The organism is Marivibrio sp. (genome assembly GCF_040218065.1).
Taxonomy (GTDB): Bacteria; Pseudomonadota; Alphaproteobacteria; order UBA8366; family Aestuariispiraceae; genus Marivibrio.
Genome location: NZ_JAVJQE010000013.1, coordinates 580,064 through 604,730, shown reverse-complemented (window position 1 = coordinate 604,730; position 24,667 = coordinate 580,064). Strand labels below are relative to the sequence as shown.

General features: G+C 66.9%; 22 protein-coding genes and 1 pseudogene. 12 read left to right on the top strand and 11 right to left on the bottom strand.

The features are described from left to right. Positions 1–45: 45 nt before the first annotated feature. The 5 genes from RIB45_RS14705 to RIB45_RS14685 all read right to left on the bottom strand — a co-directional run bounded on the left by RIB45_RS14705 (position 46) and on the right by RIB45_RS14685 (position 4,466). On the bottom strand, positions 46–675 hold the full coding sequence (locus RIB45_RS14705; RefSeq protein WP_350051139.1) for a class I SAM-dependent methyltransferase: 630 nt from the start codon (positions 673–675) through the stop codon (positions 46–48). Between the two features lie 55 nt (positions 676–730). After that, positions 731–1,516 (bottom strand): ABC transporter ATP-binding protein, encoded by a 786-nt coding sequence (locus RIB45_RS14700; protein WP_350051138.1) that lies wholly within the window; start codon positions 1,514–1,516, stop codon positions 731–733. Next, on the bottom strand, positions 1,513–2,286 hold the full coding sequence (locus RIB45_RS14695) for an MlaE family ABC transporter permease (protein ID WP_350051137.1): 774 nt from the start codon (positions 2,284–2,286) through the stop codon (positions 1,513–1,515). Before RIB45_RS14695 ends, RIB45_RS14700 begins: the two co-directional genes overlap by 4 nt. Next, positions 2,283–3,440 (bottom strand): alanine racemase, encoded by a 1,158-nt coding sequence (gene alr / locus RIB45_RS14690; protein ID WP_350051136.1) that lies wholly within the window; start codon positions 3,438–3,440, stop codon positions 2,283–2,285. Before alr ends, RIB45_RS14695 begins: the two co-directional genes overlap by 4 nt. A 213-nt stretch (positions 3,441–3,653) precedes the next feature. Beyond that, positions 3,654–4,466, bottom strand: a complete 813-nt coding sequence (locus RIB45_RS14685; protein ID WP_350051135.1) for a class II aldolase/adducin family protein — start codon at positions 4,464–4,466, stop codon at positions 3,654–3,656. 126 nt (positions 4,467–4,592) lie between these two features. On the opposite strand from RIB45_RS14685, the gene RIB45_RS14680 reads away from it, so the two are divergent. The 3 genes from RIB45_RS14680 to RIB45_RS14670 are packed head-to-tail and all read left to right on the top strand — an operon-like array spanning position 4,593 to position 8,619. Next, complete coding sequence (locus tag RIB45_RS14680; RefSeq protein WP_350051133.1) at positions 4,593–5,300, top strand: GntR family transcriptional regulator; 708 nt, start codon at positions 4,593–4,595, stop codon at positions 5,298–5,300. Further along, complete coding sequence (locus RIB45_RS14675) at positions 5,297–6,880, top strand: class I adenylate-forming enzyme family protein (protein ID WP_350051132.1); 1,584 nt, start codon at positions 5,297–5,299, stop codon at positions 6,878–6,880. Before RIB45_RS14680 ends, RIB45_RS14675 begins: the two co-directional genes overlap by 4 nt. Next, positions 6,880–8,619: a 2-hydroxyacyl-CoA lyase gene (locus tag RIB45_RS14670; RefSeq protein ID WP_350051131.1), complete on the top strand. Its 1,740-nt coding sequence runs from the start codon at positions 6,880–6,882 to the stop codon at positions 8,617–8,619. The genes RIB45_RS14675 and RIB45_RS14670 overlap by 1 nt, the downstream gene beginning before the upstream one ends. A 136-nt stretch (positions 8,620–8,755) precedes the next feature. Here the strand turns inward: RIB45_RS14670 and RIB45_RS14665 are convergent, their stop codons facing one another. From RIB45_RS14665 to rpsF, 4 genes and pseudogenes are all read right to left on the bottom strand, one after another. Continuing rightward, positions 8,756–10,318, bottom strand: a complete 1,563-nt coding sequence (locus tag RIB45_RS14665) for a replicative DNA helicase (RefSeq protein ID WP_350051130.1) — start codon at positions 10,316–10,318, stop codon at positions 8,756–8,758. 482 nt (positions 10,319–10,800) lie between these two features. Beyond that, positions 10,801–11,361: pseudogene (gene rplI / locus RIB45_RS14660) on the bottom strand (50S ribosomal protein L9); the annotation flags it as partial. 13 nt (positions 11,362–11,374) lie between these two features. Continuing rightward, entirely contained in the window at positions 11,375–11,617 is a 243-nt protein-coding gene (gene rpsR, locus RIB45_RS14655; RefSeq protein ID WP_350051129.1) for a 30S ribosomal protein S18, read from the bottom strand. Between the two features lie 34 nt (positions 11,618–11,651). Beyond that, positions 11,652–12,119 carry a 30S ribosomal protein S6 gene (rpsF, locus tag RIB45_RS14650; protein WP_350051128.1) on the bottom strand — a complete coding sequence of 156 codons (468 nt, stop codon included), beginning with the start codon at positions 12,117–12,119 and terminating at the stop codon, positions 11,652–11,654. Positions 12,120–12,634: 515 nt separating this feature from the next. Between rpsF and RIB45_RS14645 the strand changes: the two genes are divergently transcribed. After that, on the top strand, positions 12,635–14,005 hold the full coding sequence (locus RIB45_RS14645; protein ID WP_502882572.1) for a pentapeptide repeat-containing protein: 1,371 nt from the start codon (positions 12,635–12,637) through the stop codon (positions 14,003–14,005). Here RIB45_RS14645 and RIB45_RS14640 read toward each other — a convergent pair. Both RIB45_RS14640 and RIB45_RS14635 read right to left on the bottom strand, forming a co-directional pair. Next, on the bottom strand, positions 13,956–15,200 hold the full coding sequence (locus tag RIB45_RS14640) for a hypothetical protein (protein ID WP_350051126.1): 1,245 nt from the start codon (positions 15,198–15,200) through the stop codon (positions 13,956–13,958). The two genes, RIB45_RS14645 and RIB45_RS14640, sit on opposite strands and share 50 nt — an antisense overlap. A gap of 53 nt (positions 15,201–15,253) precedes the next feature. Beyond that, complete coding sequence (locus RIB45_RS14635) at positions 15,254–16,285, bottom strand: tyrosine-type recombinase/integrase (RefSeq protein ID WP_350051125.1); 1,032 nt, start codon at positions 16,283–16,285, stop codon at positions 15,254–15,256. A 289-nt stretch (positions 16,286–16,574) separates the two neighbouring features. Between RIB45_RS14635 and RIB45_RS14630 the strand changes: the two genes are divergently transcribed. The 8 genes from RIB45_RS14630 to RIB45_RS14595 all read left to right on the top strand — a co-directional run bounded on the left by RIB45_RS14630 (position 16,575) and on the right by RIB45_RS14595 (position 24,666). Then, positions 16,575–16,976, top strand: coding sequence for a hypothetical protein (locus tag RIB45_RS14630; RefSeq protein WP_350051124.1), 402 nt, complete (start codon positions 16,575–16,577; stop codon positions 16,974–16,976). A 124-nt stretch (positions 16,977–17,100) separates the two neighbouring features. Further along, positions 17,101–18,048 carry an ACP S-malonyltransferase gene (fabD, locus tag RIB45_RS14625; RefSeq protein WP_350051123.1) on the top strand — a complete coding sequence of 316 codons (948 nt, stop codon included), beginning with the start codon at positions 17,101–17,103 and terminating at the stop codon, positions 18,046–18,048. A gap of 34 nt (positions 18,049–18,082) precedes the next feature. Next, on the top strand, positions 18,083–18,820 hold the full coding sequence (gene fabG, locus RIB45_RS14620) for a 3-oxoacyl-[acyl-carrier-protein] reductase (RefSeq protein WP_350051122.1): 738 nt from the start codon (positions 18,083–18,085) through the stop codon (positions 18,818–18,820). 348 nt (positions 18,821–19,168) lie between these two features. Further along, positions 19,169–19,405, top strand: coding sequence for an acyl carrier protein (locus tag RIB45_RS14615; protein ID WP_350051120.1), 237 nt, complete (start codon positions 19,169–19,171; stop codon positions 19,403–19,405). A gap of 228 nt (positions 19,406–19,633) precedes the next feature. After that, positions 19,634–20,896 (top strand): beta-ketoacyl-ACP synthase II, encoded by a 1,263-nt coding sequence (gene fabF / locus RIB45_RS14610; RefSeq protein ID WP_350051119.1) that lies wholly within the window; start codon positions 19,634–19,636, stop codon positions 20,894–20,896. A 48-nt stretch (positions 20,897–20,944) separates the two neighbouring features. Continuing rightward, positions 20,945–22,012, top strand: a complete 1,068-nt coding sequence (mltG, locus tag RIB45_RS14605) for an endolytic transglycosylase MltG (protein ID WP_350051118.1) — start codon at positions 20,945–20,947, stop codon at positions 22,010–22,012. Positions 22,013–22,202: 190 nt separating this feature from the next. After that, positions 22,203–23,489, top strand: a complete 1,287-nt coding sequence (locus RIB45_RS14600; RefSeq protein WP_350051117.1) for a class I SAM-dependent methyltransferase — start codon at positions 22,203–22,205, stop codon at positions 23,487–23,489. Between the two features lie 88 nt (positions 23,490–23,577). Beyond that, a complete protein-coding gene (locus tag RIB45_RS14595; RefSeq protein WP_350051116.1) occupies positions 23,578–24,666 on the top strand; it encodes a hypothetical protein in 1,089 nt (362 codons plus the stop codon). The last annotated feature ends 1 nt before the right edge of the window (position 24,667 follow it).

Here is a 24,667-nt window from a genome sequence, read left to right as displayed (position 1 = left end):
GCCGCCACGGCCTTGTGATCGAATGGAAACAATCACCGGCCGGCTTCAGCGCGCCCGCGCGATCACGAACAGGGCCGCTTTCCGGTCGGGTCGCCAAGTCTCCAGCACATGGAAGCCGGCCGCCTCGATCGCCGCGATCAACTCGGCTTCGCGCAGATGCGCGAAGCGGGGAAGCAGGCCCGCCGCCTGGAAGGGCCGCGACACCCACCGCAGCCACGGGTGGCTGTCGCGGAAACAGAAGGTGTTGGAGACGAACAGCCCGCCTGGTTTCAGCGATCGCGCGATCCCGGCCAGCGACTCGCGCCAGTCCGGCAACAGATGCAGCAGGCTGAGCGCGAGGATAGCGTCCGGGGCGTCAGTTTTGCGTCCGGCGTCCGCGATCGCCTCCTCGACGGTCTCGACCGCGAAGCTGAGGCCGGACGGTGAGTCGTCGGTCATCCTCCCCCGGGCGATGCGGATCATTTCGGGGGAGGCGTCCGTTGCGAGGTAGCGCGCGACGATTGGCGCATGACGACGGGCGGTTCCGCCCGTGCCGCAGCCGAGTTCCAGCACGACCATGTCGGGGCGCAGATGCGCCTGCGTGCGGCGCAGCTTCTCCTCGTAGGCCTGCGGGTCCGATATCTCCCGGGCGGCGTAGCGTTCCGCCCAACGGTCCCAAAAACGAGCGGCTGTCATCCGGCGGCTCCTCGCTGGGCCGATCAGGCTCGCCGACGCAGGCCGCGACGTCGGTTCAGAGTTTGCGCAACTCCATCTGGATCGGGCCCTCGGCCGACCCCCGGATGAATTGATCGACATAGGGGTTGCCGCTGTCGTCGACCTGGTCGGTCGGGCCTTCCCAGATGATCTCGCCCTTGTAGAGCATCGCCATGCGATCGGAGATGCGCCGGGCGCTCGGCATATCGTGGGTGATGGAGACGGCGGTCGCCCCGACCTGACGCACGCAATGGACGATCAGATCGTCGATGATGTGGCCCATGATCGGGTCGAGGCCCGTGGTCGGCTCGTCGAAGAAGATAATGTCCGGGTCGCCGGCGATGGCGCGGGCCAGCCCGACACGTTTGCGCATGCCGCCCGACAGCTCGGCCGGGGACAGATTGCCCACGTCCGAATCGAGGCCCACGTCGGACAGCTTCTTGATCGCGATGTCCTTGGCCTTCGCGCGGTCCATGCGCTTGCCCTGGATCAGGCCGAAGGCGACGTTCTCCCAGACGCTGATGCTGTCGAAGAGCGCGGCGTTCTGGAACAGCATGCCGATGCGGCTGTTCACCTCTTCGCGTTCGGCCGGGCTCAGCCGGGTCACCGGCCGGCCGTCCACTTCGATTTCGCCCGCGTCCGGCGCTATCAGACCCAGAATGCACTTGAGCATGACGGACTTGCCTGAGCCCGAACCGCCGATGATCACGAGGGATTCCTGCGGCGCGACCGAAAGGTCGACGCCGCGCAGCACGCGCTTCTCTCCGAACGCCTTGGCGACGCCCGTCAGCTTAATTTTCGGCGTGTCGGTCGCGGCGCTCATTGGGCGAAGAACATCTCGGTGATGAGGTAGTTGAAGATCAGGATCAGGATCGAGGCGCTGACCACCGCGTTGGTCGTCGCAGCGCCCACGCCCTGCGCGCCGCCGCGGCTGTTGTAGCCGTGATAGCAGCCCATCAGCGCCACCAGGAAGCCGAAGACCGCCGCCTTGGCGAGGCCCGATATGATGTCCATCGCCTCGACGAAATTCCAGGTGTTGACGATGTAGGTCTGCGCGTTGAAGCCCAGCTTGAACACGCTGACGACATACCCGCCGAACACGCCCATCACGTCGCCGATCAGGACCAGCAGCGGCATCATCGTGACGCCCGCGATCAGCCGGGGCGCGACCAAATACTTGTACGGATTGGTCGAAAGCGTCTCGAGCGCGTCGATCTGCTCGGTCACGCGCATCGTGCCGAGCTCGGCCGCCATGGCCGCGCCGATGCGCCCCGCGATCATCAGGCCCGCGAGCACCGGCGACAGCTCCCGCGTGATCGACAGCACGACCACCGAGGGGATCGCGCCCTCGGCCGAGAAGCGCGCGAAGCCGGTGTAGCTCTGCAGCGCCAAAACCATGCCTGCGAACAAGGTCGTCAGCCCGACCACCGGCAGCGAATAGTAGCCGATGTCGATCATCTGCTGGCCGATGAGGCGCGGGTAGATCGGCGGACGCACGCAGTGGCTGACGCCGTTGACCGCGAACAGCATGAGACGGCCCGTCGCCGCCAGGAAGCGGATGAAGGCGCGCCCGACCGGGCGAAACGGGTTCATGCCGAGAGGCCTTCCGCGCCCGCGCCGAGATAGGTGCGTCGATAGCGCGGGCCGAGCGAGGTCAGGATTTCATAACCGATGGTGCCCGCCGCGTCCGCCAGGTCGTCGACGGTGTTAAGCGGACCCAGCATGTCGATGACGTCGCCGACGCGCGCCTCGGGCGCGGCGCTGACGTCCAGCGTCGTCAGATCCATCGAGATGCGGCCGATCACCGGGACCTCCTGCTGGCCGATATGGGCGACGGCGCCCTTCGGGATCGGGCCCGCGCCGGCCGTGCGCAGATAACCGTCTGCATAGCCGACCGCTACGGTCGCCACGCGGGTCGGCCCCTCCACCCGATGCGCGGCACCGTATCCGACGGTCTGAGGGGCGTCAACGTCGCGGATTTGCAGGATTTTCGCCGCCAGCCGCACCACCGGCTTCATCGGGTTCGGGCCGAGATCGTTGGGCTTGCCGCCATAGATCGAAATCCCCGGCCGCACGCAGTCGAACAGCCAGTCGGCGCCCAGGAAGCAGCCGGAACTGTTGGCCAGCATGCGCCCGCGCCGGGGCGGGGCCAAGCGCGCGCAGATCGCGGCGAAATCCTCTTGCTGGCGCCGATTGATCGGCGCATCCGTCGCGTCCGCCATGACGAGGTGGCTCATCAGATGGTCGATCGCCAAGCCCTCCAGGCGCTCCGGCTCCGCGGTCAGGCGCTCGACTTCCTGCCCGGGCAAGCCCAGCCGGCACATCCCTGTGTCGACATGCAGGTTGGCGGGAGGCGCGCTCTCTTCGGCGCGGCAGAACGCCCGCCAGCGCTCGATCTGGCCGAGGTCGTTCAGCGTCGGCGCGATCCTGTGTTCGGCGTAGACGCTTTCCTCCCCCGCCATCAGGCCGTTCATCGCCGAGATTTCGACATCCGCGCCGGGCAGGATCGCGCGCAGGCGAATCGCCTCGTCCAGATGGGCGGTGAAGAAGCTGCGGCAGCCGGCGCGATGCAGCGCGCCCGAGACCGGCGCGATCCCCAGCCCGTAGCCGTCGGCTTTGACGACAGCCGTCGCGAAGGCGCCGCCCTCGGCCGCACGGTCGCGCAGCACGCGCCAATTGTCGGCCAGCGCGTCGAGATCGATGATGAGCTCGGTCGGCGAATGGGGGAAGGGCGCAGCGTTCGTCATCGCCGCTTGTTTAGCCCGATTGCGGGGGCGGGGGAAAGGGGCTCCCCGAATTCGTCGGCTGGGATCACAACGGTTTTGAATGAAGACGGGCGCCCCCGCGCAGGCGGGGGCCTCAGGCGGCGCGCTTCGACATTTGAGCCGGCCGAGAGAGGTCCCCGCCTTCGCGGGGACGCCCCAGGGCAGATGAAGACGGGCGCCCCCGGGGCGGGAGCGTCAGAGAAACATCTCCGGCTCGCGGCGGCAGAGATTGTCATAGATCGGCTGGAAGTGCAGCCAGCCGATATACTCGCTGCCCACATGCTCGCGGCTGTAGCGGGCCTTGTCGTCGGGGACCAGCGTCGGCTCGGCGCCGGTCGCCTCGACCGCGAGCTGCTGCTGACAGCAGCGTTCCAGCGCCATGAACCAGAAGGCGGCGGCGTCGATGCTGTGCCGGCTGGCGGTCAGCAGGCCGTGGTTCTGGTGGATCGCCGCCTTCACGCCCTTGAAGGCCTTCGAGACGTCCGTGCCGGCCAAGTTCTCGACCGCGACCTTTCCGCCCTCGGCGGCGATCACGACGTGATCCTCGAAGAAAGCGCAATGATCCTGCGTCATCGGGAGGAGCGGCTTGGCGAGCGACGCGAAGGCCGTGCCGTAGACCGTGTGCGCGTGGCACATGGCCAGGATGTCCGGATGCTCCTCATGCACGGCCGCATGCAGCACGAAGCCGGCGCGGTTCACCGCGTAGTCGCCTTCGACCACCTTGCCGTCGTGATCGACCAGGATCAGGCTGGAGAGCGTCACATCCGCGAAATGAACCGCCATAGGGTTCGTCCAGTAAAGCTCCGGGCGCTCCGGATCGCGGATCGTCAGGTGGCCGGCGAAGCCGTAGTCCAGGCCGTGCTTGGCGAAGGCGCGGCAGGCCGCGACCAGGCGGCGCTTGCGATCAAGCCGCTCCTCGGCCGGGCTCTCGAAGGCCGGTTCCTCCGGGAATTTCAGCCCCTGCTGTTCCGGCTGATAGATCGATTTGCGATTGCCCAGGTCGAGCATGGTCGGAGTCTCCTTCGCGTCTCTTTGCCTCTGCGTCTTGCAGCGGCCCCGTTATGAGGCCTGTTGACGGGGCGCGTCAATCGGAATATTGAATTCTGAATTCAGAATGCGAACTGGAGGCGCGCGATGTCCGTCATCCGAACCAGCCCCGGGCTGACCGATCAGGTTTATCAAGCGCTGCTGGACGAGATCTGCCGCGGCGCGCTGCCGGCCGGCGCGCATCTGGTGCAGGAGCAGATCGCCCGGCGGCTCGGGGTCTCGCGCCAGCCGGTGCAGCAGGCGATGGCGTTGCTGAAAGCCGACGGGATGGTCGAGGAAGGCGGCGGCCGGGGGCTGCGCGTCGCGCCGCTGGATCTGGAGCGGATGCGCGCGCATTACGAGATCCGCGCCAGTCTGGACGGGCTTGCGGCGCGCGGGGCGGCCCGGCGCGCGGCCGCCCGCGCCGATGTCGCCCGAGCGATCGAGGGGCGGGGTCGCGCCATCCTGGACGCCGGCGCGGCCGCGGTGGGCGCCGGCGACACGGCCGAACAGATCCGCCAGGACGAGGCCTTTCACGCCCTGCTTTACGAGATGTCGGGCAATCCGCTTCTGGCCAAGACGGCCGAGCCGCATTGGCGCTTCCTGCGCCGGGTGATGGGCGAGGTGCTGCGCTGCGCCGAGACGCCGGAGGACATTTGGACCCAACACGCCGGGATCCTGGCGCCCGTCGTCGCCGGCGACGCGGCCGAGGCGGAGGCGCGCGCCGTCGGTCACATTGAAAACGCGGCCGAGAAACTGGTCGCCGCCTTCCGCCTGGCCCAGGCGGAGGACGACGACGGGGCGCGTGCGTCATGAGCCCGGCGCCGCTGACCCTCGGCCAGATGTTGACCGCCCAGGCGCGCCTCCAGCCCGAGCGCATCGGCGCGCGCGATCTGGAGCGCGCGATGACCTTCCGACAGTGGGACGAGCGCGCGCGCCGTCTGGCGAACGGCCTGCTCGGCCTCGGCCTCCAGGCGGGCGACCGCGTCGCGGCGCTGGCCTACAACCGGGTGGAGTGGGCGGAGATCTACGCCGCCGCCGCCAAGGCCGGGCTGGTCGTGACGCCGATCAACTTCCGCCTGACGCCGGAGGAGGCGCTCTACATCCTGGAGGATTCCGGGACCGCCGCCGTGATCGTCGAGGACGCGCTGCTGGCGACGGTAGACGCCCTGCGCGATCGCCTGGCGCTTCCCGCGGACCGGTTTCTGCAGATCGGCGACGGTCCGACGGCTTCCGGCTGGCGCGACTATGAGGCGCTGATCGAGGCGGCGCGCCCCGACGCGCCGAGCGCGCCCGTCGATTGCGACGCCCCTTGGTGCCTCATGTACACCTCTGGCACCACGGGAAAGCCGAAGGGCGTGATCCGCGGCCATCGCGGCATGGCGATGCTGGCCCTGATGACGCAGGTCGAACTCTCGCTGAAGCGCGAGGACGACGCGCTCCTGGTCATGCCGATGCATCACGCCAATTCGCTCAACTTCTTCACCAGCTTCGCGATGATCGGCGCGACGGTGACGATCTTCTCGCGCAAGAGCTTCGACGCCTCGCTCGCGCTTCGGACCTTCGCGGAGACCGGGGCCACGTTCACCTCGCTTACGCCGACCCACTTCGCCATGATGCTGGACGCGCCGGCGGCCGATCGCCGCGGCGACTTCGGGCGGGTGGAGAAGCTGATGATCTCCTCCGCGCCGGCGCGCGCCGACACCAAGCGCGCGGTGATGGAGATGTTCCCGAACTCCGGCCTCTACGAGCTCTACGGCTCGACCGAACAGGGCTGGGCCACCATGCTCCACCCGCACGAACAGTTCGAGAAGCTCGGCACGGTGGGGCGCGAGGTCACGGGCTCCGCGCCGATCCTGCTGCTCGACGACGACGGAAACGAAGTGCCGGACGGCGAGCCGGGGGAGCTCTTCTCCTGCAGCCCCTACAGTTTCGACGGCTATTGGAAGCTGCCCGAGAAGACCGCGGAAGCGATGCGCGGCGACTATGTCAGCGTCGGCGACGTCGCCCGGCGCGACGAAGACGGCTACATCCAGCTGATCGACCGCAAGAAGAACCTGATCATCTCCGGCGGGGAGAACATCTATCCCTCCGAGGTCGAGGGCGTGTTGGGCGATCACCCGGCCGTGCGCGACGTCGCCGTGATCGGCCGACCCGACCCGAAATGGGGCGAGACGGTCTGCGCCGCGGTCGTGCTGCGGTCGGGGGAGAGCCTCGACGAGGCGAGTCTGATCGAGTGGGCGCGCGACAAGCTGGCCGGCTACAAGCGCCCGCGCGGCGTCGTCTTCCTCAAGCCGGACGAGATGCCCCGCAACGCGACCGGCAAGATCCTGCACCGCGAGTTGCGCGCGCTGTTGGCCGACAAGGCCGACGGCGGCGCAGAAGGAGAGAGTTGATGAGCGCCGACATCCCGAGACAAGACCTGAACGCCGATGAGACCAGCGCCGCCGCCTGGATCGCGAAAAGCCTGAAGGCCCGCGGCGTCGACCGCATCTTCGGTCTGCAGGGCGGGCATATCCAGCCGATCTGGGATCACGCCGCGCGGCTCGGCGTCCGCATTGTCGACGTCCGCGACGAACGCGCGGCCGTCCACATGGCGCACGCGCATGCGGAGCTGACCGGCGCGTTGGGCGTCGCGATGGTGACGGCGGGGCCCGGCGTCACCAACACGGTGACGGCGATCGCCAACGCCTCGCTGGCGCGCGCGCCGGTGCTGCTGATCGGCGGCTGCACCTCGCGCCCGCAGGCCAATATGGGACCGCTGCAGGACATCCCGCATGTCGACATCTTGGCGCCGGTTTCGCGCTACGCCCGCACGGCCCGCGTGCCCGAACAGACCTTGCGCGAACTCGACGAGGCGATCGCGCGGGCGCAAGGCGATCTGGGCGAGCCGGGGCCGAGCTATATCGAATTTCCGACCGACGTGCTGCGCGCGCCCGTGCCGTCGCAGCTCGTCCTCGACGATTGGATGCGGGCCAAGCCGCCGCGCCGCATCGCCCCCGATCCGGCGGCGATCGAGGCGGCGGCCGACGCGATCCGCGGCGCCAAACGCCCGCTGGTGATCAGCGGGCGCGGCGCGCGCGGGGCCCGGGACGCGCTCGCTCGCTTCCTCGAGGCGACGGAAGCGCTCTATCTCGACACCCAGGAAAGCCGCGGGCTGTTGGATCCCGATCACCCGTCCGTCGTCGGCGCCGTGCGCGCGGCGGCGATGGCTCAGGCGGATCTGGTGATCACGCTGGGGCGCAAGCTCGACTATCAGCTCGCCTACGGGTCGCCGGCCGTCTTCGGCGAAGCGCGCTTTCTGCGCATCGCCGACACGACGGGCGAATTGATCGACAACCGCCGCGGCGATCCGGAGATCCTGGCGCATGTGCCGAGCGCGCTGGACGCGATCACGGCTGCGCTGGGGAACGACGTCGGCGCGCGCGACCGGGATTGGCGCGACGGCCTTAGCGCCAAGCATCGCGAGCGGGTCGAGAAAGGCCGAGACCAGGCTGCGCCTAAGACCGGCCCCGACGGCAAGATCCACCCGATGGCGATCTTCGAGGCGCTGAACGCCCTCGTCGATCCCGACCATATCGCGATCGCCGACGGCGGGGACCTGCTGAGCTTCGCGCGGGTTGGGCTGACGGCGCGCACCTATATGGACGCCGGCGCCTTCGGCTGCTTGGGCGTCGGCACGCCCTTCGCGGTCGCCGCCGCGCTCGCCTATCCGGGCCGGCAGGTGATCTCGGTCAACGGCGACGGCGCCTTCGGGATCAACGCGATGGAGGTCGACACGGCCGTCCGCCACGGGGCGAAGGCGGTCTTCATCGTCTCCAACAACGCCGCCTGGAACATCGAGCGTTTCGATCAGGAATACAATTACGGCGGCCGCGTCGTCGGCACCACGCTGGGCAACGCCGATTACGCCGCCATGGCCCGCGCGCTGGGCGCGCATGGCGAGCGGGTGGAAGATCCGGCCGACCTGCCCGGCGCGATCGGCCGCGCGCTGCAGAACGCGCCCGCCGTCGTCGACGTCGTCACCTCGCGAGAGGCCGTCTCTTCCGACGCCTCGAAGGGCCTCGGCTTCGTCCCGGACTATCAGGCGCTGACCGCCTGGGACGAAGCGGAGCGCAAGCGGCGGGGGGAATAGGGGTCGGCCCCGACCTCACCCTCACGGAGTCCCCGCGACGGCGGGGACCCCCTCTAAGCGGGCTCCGACGCCCGTGCGATGATGACGAAGGCCCCGCCGTCGCGGGGGCGTCGTCCGACGACGGACGACGCCCGCCTCAATACATATCCCCGTCGTGATGCCGGTCGAGGTCGGAGAAGACGGTGAACTCGCCGGTGAACTGCAGCTCGACAGTGCCGACGGGGCCGTGGCGCTGCTTGGCGATGATCACCTCGGCGATGTTGCGGGCCTCGGCCAGGCGCTGGTTGTGGCGCTCGACCCGCTCCTGATACTTCTCCGGCGTCTCGTTGCCGCGCTGCTCGGGATGCTCTTTCTCCAAATAGTATTCCGGCCGGTAGATGAAGGTGACGACGTCCGCGTCCTGCTCGATCGAGCCGGATTCGCGCAAGTCGGCCAGCTGCGGGCGCTTGTCTTCGCGATTCTCCACCTGGCGCGAGAGCTGGGAGAGGGCGAGCACCGGCACGTCCAGCTCCTTCGCCAGCGTCTTCAGCCCGCGCGTGATCTCCGAGACCTCGTTGACGCGGCCCTCGACCCGCTTGTCGGCGGGCGGCTGCAGGAGCTGCAGATAGTCGACCACGATCAGATGCAGCCCGTGCTGCCGCTTCACCCGGCGCGCGCGCTGACGCAGGCCGGTGATGGAAAGGGCCGGCGTGTCGTCGATGTATAGCGGCAGGCGCGAGAGTTCTTCCGCGGCCGCGGCCACACGGTCGAACTCCTCATTCCCGATCTCGCCGCGGCGCATCTTGTCGGAGCTGACCCGGGCGCGCTCGGCCATGATGCGCGCCGCCAGCTGTTCCGACGACATCTCGAGCGAGAAGAAGAGGACGTGGCCGCCTTCCTCGATCTCCTGGCCGTCGTCCGTCTCGATCTTCTTGTAGGCGTGGGCCGCGTTGAAGGCGATGTTGGTGGCGAGCGCGGTCTTCCCCATCGCCGGCCGCCCGGCCAGGATCAGCAGATCCGACGGGTGCAGGCCGCCCAACATGTTGTCGACGTCGCGAAAGCCGGTGGTGACGCCGACGACGTGGCCTTCGCGCTGCATCGCCTTTTCGACGGCGGCGACCGCTTCGCCCGCCGCCCGGCCGATGGCCACCACGGTGCGGTCCGCCTCGCCCGAGACGGCGAGGTCGTAGAGCCGCTGCTCCGCCTTTTCGATCTGCTTTTCGGCGGTGAAGTCCAGGTCGGAACTGTCGTAGGCGTCGTTGACGACGTCCTCGCCGAGCCCGATCAGCTCGCGTTTGATGAAGAGGTCGCGCACCGTCTCGGCGTACTGCCGGGCGTTGATGATGGTCACCAGCCCGGCGTCGAGTTGATAGAGATACTCCCGCCCGCCGACGCCTTTCAGCAACTCGTCCTCGTCCACGATGTGGCCGAGCGAGGCGGCGTTCGCGACCTGCGCGCGGTCGACGATGGTGCGGATGTATTGAAAGAGGCGCTGATGCTCGGGGGCGTAGAAGTGCCGCGCCTCCAACAGGTCGCCCGCGGCTTCGTAGGCGCGGTTGTTGCGCAGAATGGCGCCGAGCAGCGCCTGCTCCACCTCGATATTGTGCGGCGGCTGGCGCAGCGAGACGGCGCGCGCCTCCCCCTCGCCGCCGTCGCGCAAGGGGGTGACGTTGTCGAGCCGCGGCTCGTCGGAGGCGGTGGGGGCGGGAGGATTGCTCATGCATCGGTTATAGGCGAGTCGGACCGGCGGCGTTAGGTGAACAAATGCGAACGCCGGCTGTGAATAGAGAGGATATCGGGCGCTTCAATCCCGGGGTCGGTTGCGCCCCCGCGTGCGTTCTCACCCGCCGGCCCGGCCGCAGAGCCGGGACGACCGGAGTCTGAGCGACGCCCGGCCTGCGGTTGGCCCGGATCAGGTCGGGCCGACGACAGCGCGTGCGGTCTTCTGTGGACGAGGCGGCAAAAGGAAAAACGCGCGCGAGCCTCCCGGACCCGCGCGCGCCTTTCATCGCGACCAAGAAGGAGAGGGGGTTAGCCCTTGTTCTCCTCCTCGCTCTCGTCGTCGTTGGGAAGCTCTTCGCCGGCGGCCTCGCGGACCTCTTCGACGATCTCCTCCGCTTCGGCTTTCGCCTCTTCGGCGGCTTCCTTCAGGGCCTCGGCGTTTTCGCCGCTCGCCATGTCGGCCGCGGCCTGGGCGATCGCGGCCGCCTGGGCCTCGGCCTCCTCGGCCATCTCGCGGGCGGCCTGCTCGGCCTCGGTGACGACCGCGTCCTCTCCGCGCGCTACGCGCTCGGCCTGGGCCTCGGCCTCTTCCTGCGACTGCGCGACGTTGATCTCGATCGTGACGATGATCTCCGGGTGCAGCTTGATGCGGAAGTCGAAGACGCCGAGCGTCTTCACCGGCTTCTCCATCAGCACCTGGGTGCGTGAGATGGTGACGCCGGCCTCGGTGACCGCATTGGCGATGTCGCGCGCGGTGACCGATCCGTAGAGCTGGCCGGTCTCGGACGCCGCCCGAATCAGGACGACCTGCAGGCCTTCCAGATCGGAGGCGACGCGCTCGGCCTCCTGCTTCTTCTCGAGATTTTCGGCCTCGAGCTGGGCGCGCTTGGCCTCGAATTCCTTCAGCGCGGTCTCGCTGGCGCGCACCGCCTTGCCCTGGGGCAGCAGGAAGTTGCGGGCGAAGCCCGGCTTGACGGCGACCACGTCGCCCATCTGGCCGAGCTTTTCGATCCGCTCGAGGAGGATGACTTGAACGCTCATGCTTCGATCCTCCTTAGCTGATGGTGTACGGCAGCAGGCCGATGAAGCGCGCGCGCTTGATGGCGCGGGCCAGCAGGCGCTGCTTCTTGGCGCTGACGGCGGTGATGCGCGAGGGCACGATCTTGCCGCGCTCGGACACGAAGCGCTGCAGCGTCTTCACGTCCTTGTAGTCGATCTCCGGCGCGTTGGGGCCGGAAAAGGGGCAGGTCTTCTTGCGGCGGAAAAAGGGGCGCCGCGGGGCGGGACGGGTGGCCATGTCGGTCTCTCCTTCAAGCTCTCGGGCGTCGTGTTCAGCTGCGCTCGGCGCGGTCGCCGCGGTCGCCGCGGTCGCCGCCGCGCGGACCGCGATCGCCGCGGTCGCCCCCACGGTCGCCCCCACGGTCGCCACGGGGGCCGCGGTCTCCGCGATCGCCCCGGTCGCCGCGCCCGCGCTCCTCGCGGCGCTGCATCACGATCGACGGCTCTTCCGGCAGATCCTCGGTGCGGGTCGTCATGTGGCGCAGGATGTCGTCATGCAGGCGCATCTTGCGCTCGACCTCATGCACCGTCTCCGGCTTGGCCGAGATGTTGAGGAGCACGTAATGCCCCTTGCGGTTCTTCTTGATGCGGTAGGCGAGATTGCGCAGGCCCCAGTATTCCTGCCGGGCGATGGTTCCGCCCTCCTCGGTGATCTGGGACTTGATCTCGTCGGTGATGGTCTCGACCGTGGTCGCAGACACATCCTGTCGTGCGATCAGCACGACCTCGTAATTCGGCATATCGCCACTCCCTTCGGCTGGTCCCGAGCCGCCGCGGTTGTCGACCTCCGTCCCCCCGAAAGGGACGGGACCCTCCGCCGCACGGCTCTAGCCGGCGGAACTTTTCCGTCGGCAAGGAGCTATGGAAACGCCCGACTGACGCCGAGCGGCGTGCTTGTAGTGGGAAAGACCCCAAAAAGCAACCGTCCGAATGCGCACGATCGATTTGGGGCGGAGAGATGATCGCCGTATGATTGCGATAGCTGATAAAACGCCATAAAGTAGAAAACTCATATAGATAACTGGGAATTACCATGCCTAATCGTGGGGAAGTACAGAAAGTTGTACAGAATCGGCACATTGATCACGATAACCTCAGTCATGGGGGCGTTGTAAGATCGCTCTCATTTTATAATTGTGTCTTTCAAAATACCGACTTATACGGAATTATTTTCTTAAACTGTACTTTTAATTTGGTTGAATTCGTTTCATGCGATCTAGGTGGCGCGCAATTTCTTAATTGCAGCTTCTCCAGAATGGCCGCCGCGCACAGCAATTTTTCGAGAACGCTGTTTGAACGCTGCAGTTTACAACGGACCACCAAAAGATGGGGCGCGCGCATTCAGGCGTGCAATTTTGACGGCGCCGTCCTGGACTTTAACGGTGCTTTGATCTCGCGGTGTTTACTCGACGACGTCGCGTTAAAGCGGCTCGTCGTGAGGGACGCCAAATTCAGCGCCTTGTACATGCGGCAGTGCGCCCTGGAGGAGGCGCGCTTCAAATCCTGTCGGTTCGCCAAGGTAAATCTGTTCAGCGCGTCCTTCCGGGGCGTTGTTTTCGAGAGCTCGAAAATAGACCGAATTGAAGCGTCGGTCTCAAAACTTTTGGGCCTTGCAGCCTGCGCCAACGCCCTCCTGCCAGAAACGTTGGATCTCCTTAGGCTTCGCGCTGACGCCGTCGTGAAGGATGCCGATTGGGGAGATCTGCACGCAGGGGTGTCCGAATACTTGCGGCGTAGTTTGGTCGGCTCGCGCCTAATCGAGCGCGTCAACGCTATCCTACTGGCGTCCCATGCGAGCCGGAGAGGTGAGCGCGCGATCTCAGTTCAGGAGCTTGACGTCGCCTCGTCCGACATAGCAGCTCTGTTCAACAGTAAATTGCCCAAGGAGGCTAACGCATCCGAGGAGGCGTTCGATCTGGCGCTCGCCCTGCAAACGCTGGCGCTCAACGAAAGGCTCGATCATTCAATCGTCCGTGCGGCGGCGCAGAGGATTTCAATTATCGCTTCCGGCAAACAGGGGCATCCTGACTATCTGCGATCGGCTCAAGCGGTGCTCGCCGAGGTCGCGCCTACCGTGCTTACGGAAAAATATCGTGTCATGGTCTCCATTCGCGGACCCTCGCACATAACGGCCTCATCGAAAGTTCGCGAGCTTTTGGAATCCGCATCCTATCGGGATCTTATAACCGTCGAGGCGATAACATCAGGATCCTCCAGGCTATTCCTTGTGCTGAAGAGCAGATGGGTTTTGGCTACATTCATCGCCAGCTTGCTGGTTCTTGGCGTCCAAATAGAGTTCGAGTTCAATGGACGTTCGCTCTCGAAAGCGCAGATCGGCTTTGACGCTGGCGGCGCGGTGGAAAACATCGTTCGGGCTGTGGGGGAGATCATCAGCGCACGCGAAGGCGGCCAGAGATTGAGCGACGTCGAGATCGCGGACGGCGCAAGCTTCTGCGTGCGGTGGGCCGAAGATATGAGTCACGCCATTTCGCAGCCCGTATCGCTAGCTATTGAGGCGCGGCGTGCATCAGCGGCGGACTTTTTGAGCGGAAGCGAGTCGCACTTAGCGCTTCCGGCTAGAATCGCGACAGCCCTGTCGCCTCCGCATAGGGAGAGGGGAACCTAACTGGAGCGACCAGAGTCTCCGCGGGGTCGGCGTCTAGTAACAGCATCGATGGCCCCGCATCCGTTGCGTCGCCTTTTGCGCCAAACAACGTGGGAAGATTTCGCACGAGAAGCAGCGTCGTGTAAGCGGGGCCGTCACGCGCCAGATCGAACCCGACGGCCCCCCTGGCGGCGGGGGAGGCCAAATCCATTGCAACCTCAGGCGGATCGGCGAACTGATGCGACCAAACATGCAGGAAAATCGGGTCGAGCATAATCCTGTCGGCGATCGTCCGACCTGCAAGACACGAGTGCGCGGCGCAAAGGGATAGAAAATGCGTTTCGCCGACAAACCTGGCGTTGAGTTCCATGAAAAAGACCCGATGATCCACAGGATCGATTACAAAATCGCAACCGAACGCGCCGCGGTATCCGAGGCCTTGCAAGGCGGCTCCCACAGAATGCATAAGCGAATTCATTTCTGAACAAGCGCTCTTCGAAAGCCGAGGGCTCCAAGACGTCGCACCGGCGTATCGAAGACGGCCTTCATATTCGACGACATACTGTATCTGCGGTTCGAACGGAACGACCGCGTTTGTAAAGCAAACGGCTAGTTGAGTGGCCGATATCATCGGGCGGTACGTCTCAAGTCGGACGAATGGTCCGCTTGGCCAATTCTTCACGAAGTTTGGACCTGTCGCCGACGTGAGAAGATGGACGCCATACCCGCCGACCGAGAAAAGGCTTGTCGCCACGCACGCTCCGCGCCGACCGATCGCTTCAAGGAGGCGCGCCGGTGTATTGGGAACCACTTCTGGTTCGAAGACGTCGCATCGGCCGGCGAAATGCCGCTTCAACGTATCATCTCCCGCGTCTTCGAGGACTTGTATTTGCGAAAATTTGTTGTCGAGCTTTTGGAAAAGCTCGGACGGCGCCGACAGCACCTTGCATCCGATATGCGCGAAGGCGTCGGCTTCCACGCAGGGCCAGAAACTGCACAACGCGCCTTTCCGTCGCAGCTCTTGCGCGGCCTGTTTGAAGCGCGCCGGGCTCCGAGAGCCGTGTCGTTCAAAGCCTTCCACCACGCCGACCAAGCCAGGCGCGGGAAGCGAAGCGGACGGAGGAAGAAGCGATGGAGCCAGTTGCTCGTCGGCAAACTCTCCAAGGGCCCTGAATGCTGGAGCGAGTGACAGACCGATGAAATAGGTGCGCTTCATGACGCTGAGGACACGTTCTCTCGCGTCTGAGTCTTTCATTTGGTAATTCCCAGTTATCGCACCCCCTTTCTCCCCATCGCGCGTTCAAGGCTTTCGTCGGAGACGCTGGTGTAGATCTCGGTCGTGGCGACCGAGCCGTGGCCGAGCAGGCGTTGGACGAAGCGCAGGTCTAGGCCGGCTTCCAGCAGGTGGGTCGCGGCCGTGTGGCGGAGCATGTGGGGAGTGACGGGCCGCGCGAGGCGGGCCGATTGGGTCAGGCGCTTGAGGCGCGCGCGGACGCTTTGCGGGGTGAGCGGGCCGCCGCGACGCGCGACGAGGAGCGGCGGGGCGACGGGATCGGCGGCGGCGCTGGGCTCGATCAGCCCGTCGCGCGCCTGGCGGTAGAGTTTGAGCAGCCGCGCGAGGCCCGGGTCAGGCAGCGGCGCGCGGCGCTCCCGATCTCCCTTGCCCTTGACCCGCAACACCGGGCCGCGCCGACCCTGGTCGATGTCGAGGTCGGAGAGCGTGCAAAGTTCCGTCACCCGCAGGCCGGTGGCGTAGAGCAATTCGACCGCCAGGAGCGTTGTCAGCCGGTCGAAGGCGCCCGGCCGCTCGAAGCAGCCGGCGGTCTGCAGCTGGACGCGCAGCGAGGGGCCGTTCTCCGCCGACGCCTCCCGCCAATCCTTGCCCAAAGCCAGAGGCCGCCGCGCCGCCGCCTGCAGGGCGCGCATCTCCGAGCGGCTCAAGCCGCGCGGCAGGCGCTTGGGCAGGCGAATGCGCAGGTCGAGGCGATGGAAGGGCGAGATCTCCAGCGCCTCCTCCATCTCCAACCAGCGGAAGAAGGCTTTTAGGCAGGCGATCCGGCGTTTCACCGACGCCGGCTTCAAGCCCCGCTCCTCGCTGAGATGCGCGAGATAGGCGCGCAACTCGCCCCGGCCGACCGCGTCGACCGCGAGATCGCCGCCGACGAACCCTTGAAACGCCTCCAAATCGATCGTGTAGGCCCGCAAGGTGTGACCGGACAACCCCTTGGCGACCCGGCAATGGGTCAAGAACTCCTCCGCCGCCGCGCCCACCGACGGCGCGCGCGTCTCACGTTTCTGCATCGACCCGCATCCTCAAGTCCCAGGGGCCCTACCGGCCGGCCAGGACTTTACGGGCGTCGCCTCGAGGATGCAGCGCGAATGGGAGACGGGCGATTCGGGTTTACGGCGAAGAGTCGGCGAATTGAGTAACGCACAAGCGTTCTGTAAAAAGGAATCCTGAAGCGGTCGAAAAAAACACAATGAAACGCCGTAAAAATTCGTATTCGTAAATAACAGCTATAAATAAGTTCTTGCGGCTTTTGGCGAATCGCCTGACCTTCGTGACGCAAGCAGAATTTGGAGAACGGTGATGCCGCAAGACCCCACCGCGCTGAAGGCGATGATGGAGGATCTGATCGCGAAGGAGCTGGCGCGCCTCGCGCGGTCGGCCGACCTGGTGGTCTTCGCCCTCTACGATCCCGAATCGCCCGACGAGCCGCAGGACTATCAGTTGGCCGAGCGCCCGGCCGACGGTTCGGCCATCGCGCTCGACGTGGCCTTCGATTTCGAGGGCGTCGGCGTCTGGTATCTCTGCTTCCGCGACGGCGAGACCTTTTCGGCGCGCAAGGTGTTGCTGCAAATGCGCGCCGGCCGGTACGTGCACGGGCAGGTCGGCTGGTTCGAAGGCTATTGGGACGAGTTCCCGCAATATGTCGCGCAGGACGGCTGGGTGCGCTCGGCGGTCCTCAAGGCGCCGGCGAACGCGCTCTGACGCGACGCCCTCGGGCGCGAGCGCTCCTGCGGCGGCTTGACACGGCCGCTCCCCGCCGTAATCACTGCCCCACCGTCAAGAAGAGCGCGCACGGCGCGCCGTTTCTAGGGGTGGAGTGACCGCCATGCGCGCATTCGTCTTTCCCGGACAGGGCTCACAGGCCGTCGGCATGGGCCGAGAGTTGGCCGAAGCCTTCCCCGCCGCCCGCGAGGTTTTTGAGGAGGTCGACGAGGCCCTGGGCCAAGCGCTCTCCCGCCTCATGCGCGAGGGGCCGGAGGACGAACTCACGCTGACCGAAAACACGCAGCCCGCGTTGATGGCCGTCAGCCTCGCCGCGGTCCGCGCGCTTGAGGCCGAAGGCGCTCGCCCGCTCGGCGACCTGTGCGGCTTCGTGGCCGGCCACAGTCTCGGCGAATATTCCGCGCTTTGCGCCGCGCGCTCGATCCCGGTCGCGGACACGGCGCGGCTGTTGAAGCTGCGCGGTCGGGCGATGCAGAAGGCCGTGCCCGTGGGCGACGGCGCGATGGCGGCCGTGCTCGGCCTTGACCTTGAGGAGGCGGAAGCGGCCGCCGTTCAGGCCTCCGAGGCGACGGGCGGCGCCGTCTGCGCCGCCGCGAACGACAATGCGCCGGGCCAGGTGGTGCTTTCCGGCGCGCGCGAGGCGGTCGAGAAGGCGGTCGAGATCGCCAAGGAGAAGGGCGCCAAGCGCGCGATGCTGCTCAACGTCTCCGCCCCGTTCCATTGCGACCTGATGGCCCCGGCCGCGGACGAGATGGCGGCGGCGCTGGCCGAGACCGACATCCTGCCGCCGGCGGTTCCGCTCATCGCGAACGTCAGCGCGCGCCCCGTCGTCGATCCCGCCGCCATTCGCACGCTCCTGGTGGAGCAGGTCTGCGGCCGCGTGCGGTGGCGCGAAAGCGTGTTGACGATGAAGCGGGAGGGCGTCGAGACGCTGGTGGAGCTGGGCGCCGGCAAGGTGCTGTCCGGCCTGGCCAAGCGCATCGATCGAGACCTGTCCGCCAGCGCGATCAATACGCCGGGCGATCTGGAAGCCTTCCTGAAGGCGGTCTGAGCCCGTCGCCCTCGCATAGCTAAGGAGCAGAACCATGTTCGATCTGACCGGCAAGAGCGCCCTCGTCACCGGGGCGTCCGGCGGGCTGGGCGCGGCGATCGCCCGGGCGCTGCACGCGCAGGGCGCCGCCGTCGCGCTGAGCGGCACGCGCACGGAGCCGCTGGAGGCGCTGCAAGAAGAACTCGGCGATCGCGCGCATGTCACCCCCGCCAACCTTTCTGACGCGGACGCGGTCGCCGCCCTGCCGAAGCAGGCGGAGGAGGCGATGGGCGGCCTGGACATCTTGGTCAACAACGCCGGGCTCACCCGCGACAACCTGGCCATGCGCATGAAGGACGAGGAGTGGGAGCAAGTCATGGCGGTCAACCTGACCGCCGCCTTCCGTCTGTCGCGCGCGGTGCTGCGCGGCATGATGAAGCGAAAATACGGCCGCATCGTCGGCATCGCCTCGATTGTCGGGGTCACCGGCAATCCCGGCCAGATGAATTACGCCGCCTCGAAGGCGGGGATGATCGGCATGTCCAAGTCGCTGGCCCAGGAGGTCGCGAGCCGCAACATCACCGTGAATTGCATCGCGCCCGGCTTCATCCGCACGGCGATGACCGACGCGTTGAACGAGGATCAGCACGAAAAGCTGATCGCCAACATTCCGGCCGGGCGCATGGGCGCGCCGGAGGACATCGCGGCGGGCGTGGTCTATCTCGCCTCCGAGGAGGCGGCCTACGTCACCGGCCAGACCTTGCACATCAACGGCGGCATGGCGATGATTTGAGACGCGCGCATCGGCCCGCAGGGCGTTGCCAGCGCGGCCGGAATCGGCGCAGCGTAAGAGCGGTTTCAAAGGCGCGTGCGGGTGCAAAAACGGACCGCGTACGGGCGCGCGCCGCAGGGCGAAAATAGCCGCGCATCGGTATGGCCCTTGTCTGTGAAGTGTGTTAGAGGGACCCGCCTTTTCCCCACCGTCGAAGCCCATGGGGGGGCGAAACACCCGCGAGCGATAGACGGGTCGGTCTTGCATCGGCGCCAAACGTTCGCATATTCGCGCGTCCGACGAGCCGTAGGGTTCGCGGACGAGATGAGCCAGCGTTGGAAACGAGTTACAGCGAAGGAATCAGAAGAAATGAGCGACGTTGCGGATCGAGTGAAGAAAATCGTCGTCGAGCACCTCGGGGTCGAAGAGGACAAGGTTAAGGACGAGGCCAGCTTCATCGACGACCTCGGCGCCGACAGCCTGGACACGGTCGAACTCGTCATGGCTTTCGAGGAAGAGTTCGGCTGCGAGATCCCGGACGACGCCGCGGAGAAGATCATGACCGTCAAGGACGCGATCGACTTCATCGAGAAGAACGCGAGCTGACGCGGCTCTGAGGGCGGCGCGGCCGACTTCGTCGGACGCGCGCCGCCCGCCTCGGCCGCGTCACCGCTTCGCGTCGACCGCCGGGATCCGGCGGTCGCGCCTTTTCCGCGACGGGCTGACGCGCCCGCGCGGTCAGCGCGTCGCCCGCGGGTCGTTCCGGCGGCCGCCGGCGCGGCGCAAACGATCGACGGACAGAACAAAAACGCCGTCGTTGGAGGGTTGGTTGTCATGAGACGCGTCGTCGTGACCGGGCTCGGCATCGTCTCGCCGCTCGGCGTCGGGGTGGACCACGTCTGGTCGGAACTGATCGCGGGGCGTTCGGGCGTCTCCCGCATCGAGAGTTTCGACGTCTCCGACCTGCCGGCGAAGGTCGCCGGCATGATCCCGCTGGGTCCCAAGGAAGAGGGCAAGTTCACGCTCGATGAGTGGGTGGACAAAAAAGACCAGCGCAAGATGGACGTCTTCATCAGTTACGCGATGGCGGCGGCGATACAGGCGGTTGAAGACAGCGGCTGGACGCCTCAAGACGAGGAGGGCCAGAACCGCACCGGCGTGATGATCGGCTCCGGCATCGGCGGCCTGCCCGGGATTTCCGAGGGGACGTTGACCCTGGCCGAGAAGGGGCCGCGGCGCCTGAGCCCCTTCTTCATCCCGGCGAACCTGATCAATCTCGCCTCGGGCTACATCTCCATCAAATACGGATATCGCGGCCCCAACCATGCGGTGGTCACGGCCTGCGCGACCGGCACGCACGCCGTCGGCGACGCCGCGCGCCTGATCGCCTTCGGAGACGCCGACGCCATGTTGGCCGGCGGCACGGAGGCGGCGGTCTGCCGTATCGGGTTGGCCGGCTTCGCGGCGGCGCGCGCGCTGTCCACCGGCTTCAACGAGACGCCTGAGAAGGCGTCGCGCCCGTGGGACAAGGACCGCGACGGCTTCGTGATGGGCGAAGGCGCGGGCGTGTTGATGCTGGAGGAGTACGAGCACGCGAAGAAGCGCGGCGCCAAGATCTACGCGGAGGTTCTGGGCTACGGCCTGTCCGGCGACGCCTATCACATGACGGCGCCGGCCGAAGACGGCAGCGGCGGCTTCCGCGCGATGGAGGGCGCCTTCCGCAACGCCGGCGTCCCGGTCGACAAGATCGACTACGTCAACGCGCACGGCACCTCTACGCCGCTCGGCGATGAGATCGAACTGGGCGCGGTCAAGCGCCTGTTCGGCGATCACGCCTACTCGATCGCGATGTCGTCGACCAAGTCCGCGATCGGGCATCTTCTGGGCGCCGCCGGCGCGGTGGAGGCGATCTTCTCCGTCAAGGCGATCGAGAACGGCGTGGCGCCGCCGACGCTCAACCTCGACAACCCCTCGGACAGTTGCGACATAAACCTCGTCGCGCACGAGGCCCAGGAGCGCAAGATTGATTATGCGCTCAGCAACTCGTTCGGCTTTGGCGGGACCAACGCCTCTGTTATCTTCGGGCCGAAACCGTAACGGCGGCCGCCGGATGACCCGGCGCGCCCGCGCGCCCGAGGCCGAAGCATGAGCGACCCGAGCGGCTCCCCCGACCCCTATGACGCGCCGCCCGAGCGGGTGGATCTCAAAGGGCGAACCCGCGTCCAGCGGATCGTGCGCCGGATCGAGGTCGCCTTGATCCTAAGCGTGCTGCTGGCCGCCGCCGTCATCGGCGGGATCGGCTATTGGGGATGGACCCACTACCAGTCCCCAGGGCCGCTGGCCGAGGAGCGCATCGTCGTCGTGCCGTCGGGGGCCGGGCTGCGCATGATCGCGCGCACGCTGGCGGACGAGGGCGTGATCGCGCGCCCGGAGGTCTTCATGGCGGCGGCGAAGCTGACCGGCCTGCACGACACGCTAAAGGCCGGCGAATACGGTTTCGAGCCGGGCGTCTCCCCGCAACAGGTGCTGGCCAAGCTGACGGTCGGGGAGACCGTCGACCGCTTCGTCACCATCCCCGAAGGCCTGACCAGCCGCCAGATCGTCGACCTGCTGGCGCAGACGGACGCCTTGACCGGAGAGGTCGCGGAGATCCCGGCGGAAGGGACGCTGTTGCCGGAGACCTACCATTATGAACGCGGCGTTTCGCGCGGGGAGATGATCCGGCGAATGCAGGCGGCGATGGAGGAGGCGGTGGACGCGCTGTGGGAGAGCCGTGCGCCCGACCTGCCCTTCGAGACCAAGCGCGAGGCGGTGATCCTCGCCTCGATCATCGAGAAGGAAACCGGCGTCGGGGCCGAGCGCGCCAAGGTCGGCGGGGTTTTCGTCAATCGGTTGGCGCGCGGCATGCGCCTGCAGTCGGATCCGACGGTGATTTACGCGCTGACAGAAGGCGCGGGGCCGCTCGATCGGGCGCTGACCCGCGCCGACTGGAAGGTGGAGCACCCCTACAACACCTATCAGAACGCCGGCCTGCCGCCGGGTCCGATCGCCAATCCGGGGCGCCAGTCGCTGCAGGCGGCGCTCAATCCCGCGGAGACGGACGCCCTCTATTTCGTCGCCGACGGCACCGGCGGCCACGCCTTCGCCCGGACGCTCGAGGAGCACAACCGCAACGTCGCGCGCTGGCGGCGCATCCGCGACGGGCGGGAGTGAGAGCGGCCCGCAGAGCGGCGCCGCGCGGGAAGAATTGACCCTGGGCTGTACTCTCGGGTTAACATACCCAGATAAGGAAAAGGGGAGGGAAGGCTCATAACGCCCGACGACCGCGTCGGGCCGCGTCGCAGAATCGGCTGCGCCGGCCTCGGCCGCCGTCCTAAGGGCGCGCGAAGAAGGGGTTGGCGCCATGCTGTTGGATACGATCCTGGGCAAGCTCATCAAACAAGGCCGGCTCGACCTGGTCGAAGCCGACGGGACCCGGCGCAGCTACGGCGACGCCGAGGCGGCCGCGGACGGCCCGCCCCTCACCCTGGTCATTAAAGATCCCGCGGTCGCGCGGCAGATCGCGTTCGACCCCGACCCGAAGCTCGGCGAAGCGTATATGGAAGGCAAGATCGCGTTCGAGAACGGGCGGGTCTGGGATTTCCTCGAATTGGTCGGGCGCAACGTCGTCGACGGTCGGCGCGACGCGATTCCGACCGGCTTCAGCCGCGCTCTCGGTTTTCTCTTGCGCACCTACCACCAGCTCAATCCGGCCCGCCGCTCGCGCAAGAATGTGGCGCACCACTACGATCTGTCCGGGGAGCTTTACGAGCTGTTTTTGGACGCCGACCGCCAGTACTCCTGCGCCTATTTCGCCCGGCCGGACATGACGCTCGAAGAGGCGCAGACCGCCAAGAAGCGCCACATCGCCCGCAAGCTCATGCTTCAGCCCGGCCACCGGGTCCTCGACATCGGCTGCGGCTGGGGCGGCATGGCGCTGACCATCGCCGAGCGGGCGGACGTCGAGGTGTTGGGCGTCACGCTTTCGACCGAACAGTTGGAGGTTGCGCGCGCCCGAGCCAAGAAGGCGGGCGTGGACCACCGGGTGACGTTCGAGTTGATGGACTATCGCGATCTGCAGGGCCGGTTCGACCGCATCGTATCGGTGGGCATGTTCGAACATGTCGGCGCGCCGCACTATCGTGAATATTTCCGGGCGGTGCGCGATCTCCTGCAGGACGACGGCGTCGCGCTTATCCACACCATCGGCCGTAACGAGCGGCCGGGCATAACCAGCCCCTTCATCCGGAAGTACATCTTCCCGGGCGGGTACATTCCGGCGCTGTCGGAAGTGGCCAAGCCGATTGAGCGGGAAGGTCTCTTCGTCACGGACATCGAGATCCTTCGCCTGCACTACGCCGAGACGCTGAAGAATTGGCGCCTGCGCTTTCTGGAGAACTGGGAGCGCGCCAAAGAGATCTACGACGAACGGTTCTGTCGGATGTGGGAGTTCTATTTGGCCGGTTCGGAGATGAGCTTTCGCTACGACAGCATGGTCAACTTTCAAATCCAGCTCGCAAAACGCAACGACGTCCTGCCGATGACCCGGGACTATCTCTACGTCTCGGATTCGGAGGTCGGCGGGCGCACCAAGTCTGAGACGCGACTGGAAGCGCAGGCCGCTCAGCCGGAGAAAAAAGAAACCGCGTAATCGAACCGACAATCCGTCCGTGCTATCGTCACGCTGAGGCGGGGCGTACGCGTACGTACCGCTCTCCTGGCGAAGGAGCGAGGCGAGGATGGAATCGATGATGCGGGGCGCACGGGCGATATGGCGGCGCACAGCCGGGGCGGGGGCCGCCGCCGCGCTGTTTCTGATCGCCGCCGGCCCGGCCGGGGCGGCGGATGCGATCGGCGCGCCGGATCAACCGCTGCGCTTCGCGGCGTTGGGCGACATGCCCTATCTCGGCTGGTCGGAGGACGGGGGCAGCGTCGTCGACGATTCTCAAGGACGCGTTCTCGTTCGTCAGATCATCCCGGCCGTCAAAGCGGCGCAGCCCGCCTTCACGCTGCACTACGGCGACCTCAAGGGCGGCTCGGCTAGTTGCACGGACGCCCTGCTGGCCGAGCGTCTGGCGCAAATTCGCGCGATCCAGCCCGGCCGCACGATCTTCACGCCGGGCGACAATGATTGGACGGATTGCGATCGCGACGGCCTGGCCCAGCCGATGTCGGAACTGGAGCGGCTGGACCGTCTGCGCGCGCTCGCCTACCGGCAGGAGGAGGCGGGCGCCGCCCTGAAGCCGTCGCGCCAGCCGCTTTATCCGGAGAACGCGCGCTTCCGCGCCGGCCCGGCGATCGTCGCCAGCCTGCACGTCGTCGGCACCAACAACGGGCGCCACCAGATCCTGCGCGACGACAAGCGGGCCGCGCTGGCGCAGGTCGACGCCCGCGACGCGGCCAATGAGGTCTGGCTCGCCGCCGCGTTCGACGAGGCCGCGGCGGCGGACGCCGATTTCGTCGTGCTGGTGTTCCAGGCCGACATCTTCAAACGCCAGGGCGCGCGCTGCACCGCGCTCAGCCGCGAGGCGTGCGACGGCCACGCCTGGCTGCGCGACGTCCTGAAGGCCAAGGCGTCGGTCTTCGACGGCCTCGTGCTTGCGATCCACGGGGACACAGACGATCACTGTCTCGACCGACCGATCGACGGGGCGGAGAATTTCTGGCGCCTGAACGGGCCGGGCGACCGCTGGGAGACGGCGGGCGGCGCGGTCGGCGGCGGCCTGCTGGACGCCGTCGAGGTGACGCTGACCCCGGGCGAACGCCCGTCGATCGCCGCGCGCTATCTGCTGGCGAACGAGCCGCCGCCGAGTTCCTGCGGTCCCTGAG

Excerpts from the sequence above, each read along its gene's own strand:
- RIB45_RS14645 (WP_502882572.1), top strand. The coding sequence starts at position 12,635 with ATGGCCGCCGCGCACAGCAATTTTTCGAGAACGCTGTTTGAACGCTGC.
- RIB45_RS14700 (WP_350051138.1), bottom strand. The coding sequence starts at position 1,516 with ATGAGCGCCGCGACCGACACGCCGAAAATTAAGCTGACGGGCGTCGCC.
- mltG (WP_350051118.1), top strand. The coding sequence starts at position 20,945 with ATGAGCGACCCGAGCGGCTCCCCCGACCCCTATGACGCGCCGCCCGAG.
- RIB45_RS14670 (WP_350051131.1), top strand. The coding sequence starts at position 6,880 with ATGAGCGCCGACATCCCGAGACAAGACCTGAACGCCGATGAGACCAGC.
- RIB45_RS14600 (WP_350051117.1), top strand. The coding sequence starts at position 22,203 with ATGCTGTTGGATACGATCCTGGGCAAGCTCATCAAACAAGGCCGGCTC.
- RIB45_RS14665 (WP_350051130.1), bottom strand. The coding sequence starts at position 10,318 with ATGAGCAATCCTCCCGCCCCCACCGCCTCCGACGAGCCGCGGCTCGAC.
- alr (WP_350051136.1), bottom strand. The coding sequence starts at position 3,440 with ATGACGAACGCTGCGCCCTTCCCCCATTCGCCGACCGAGCTCATCATC.
- RIB45_RS14630 (WP_350051124.1), top strand. The coding sequence starts at position 16,575 with ATGCCGCAAGACCCCACCGCGCTGAAGGCGATGATGGAGGATCTGATC.
- RIB45_RS14640 (WP_350051126.1), bottom strand. The coding sequence starts at position 15,200 with ATGAAGCGCACCTATTTCATCGGTCTGTCACTCGCTCCAGCATTCAGG.
- RIB45_RS14685 (WP_350051135.1), bottom strand. The coding sequence starts at position 4,466 with ATGCTCGACCTGGGCAATCGCAAATCGATCTATCAGCCGGAACAGCAG.
- rpsR (WP_350051129.1), bottom strand. The coding sequence starts at position 11,617 with ATGGCCACCCGTCCCGCCCCGCGGCGCCCCTTTTTCCGCCGCAAGAAG.
- RIB45_RS14680 (WP_350051133.1), top strand. The coding sequence starts at position 4,593 with ATGTCCGTCATCCGAACCAGCCCCGGGCTGACCGATCAGGTTTATCAA.
- RIB45_RS14705 (WP_350051139.1), bottom strand. The coding sequence starts at position 675 with ATGACAGCCGCTCGTTTTTGGGACCGTTGGGCGGAACGCTACGCCGCC.
- fabG (WP_350051122.1), top strand. The coding sequence starts at position 18,083 with ATGTTCGATCTGACCGGCAAGAGCGCCCTCGTCACCGGGGCGTCCGGC.
- RIB45_RS14675 (WP_350051132.1), top strand. The coding sequence starts at position 5,297 with ATGAGCCCGGCGCCGCTGACCCTCGGCCAGATGTTGACCGCCCAGGCG.
- rpsF (WP_350051128.1), bottom strand. The coding sequence starts at position 12,119 with ATGCCGAATTACGAGGTCGTGCTGATCGCACGACAGGATGTGTCTGCG.
- RIB45_RS14695 (WP_350051137.1), bottom strand. The coding sequence starts at position 2,286 with ATGAACCCGTTTCGCCCGGTCGGGCGCGCCTTCATCCGCTTCCTGGCG.
- RIB45_RS14595 (WP_350051116.1), top strand. The coding sequence starts at position 23,578 with ATGGAATCGATGATGCGGGGCGCACGGGCGATATGGCGGCGCACAGCC.
- RIB45_RS14615 (WP_350051120.1), top strand. The coding sequence starts at position 19,169 with ATGAGCGACGTTGCGGATCGAGTGAAGAAAATCGTCGTCGAGCACCTC.
- fabF (WP_350051119.1), top strand. The coding sequence starts at position 19,634 with ATGAGACGCGTCGTCGTGACCGGGCTCGGCATCGTCTCGCCGCTCGGC.
- fabD (WP_350051123.1), top strand. The coding sequence starts at position 17,101 with ATGCGCGCATTCGTCTTTCCCGGACAGGGCTCACAGGCCGTCGGCATG.
- RIB45_RS14635 (WP_350051125.1), bottom strand. The coding sequence starts at position 16,285 with ATGCAGAAACGTGAGACGCGCGCGCCGTCGGTGGGCGCGGCGGCGGAG.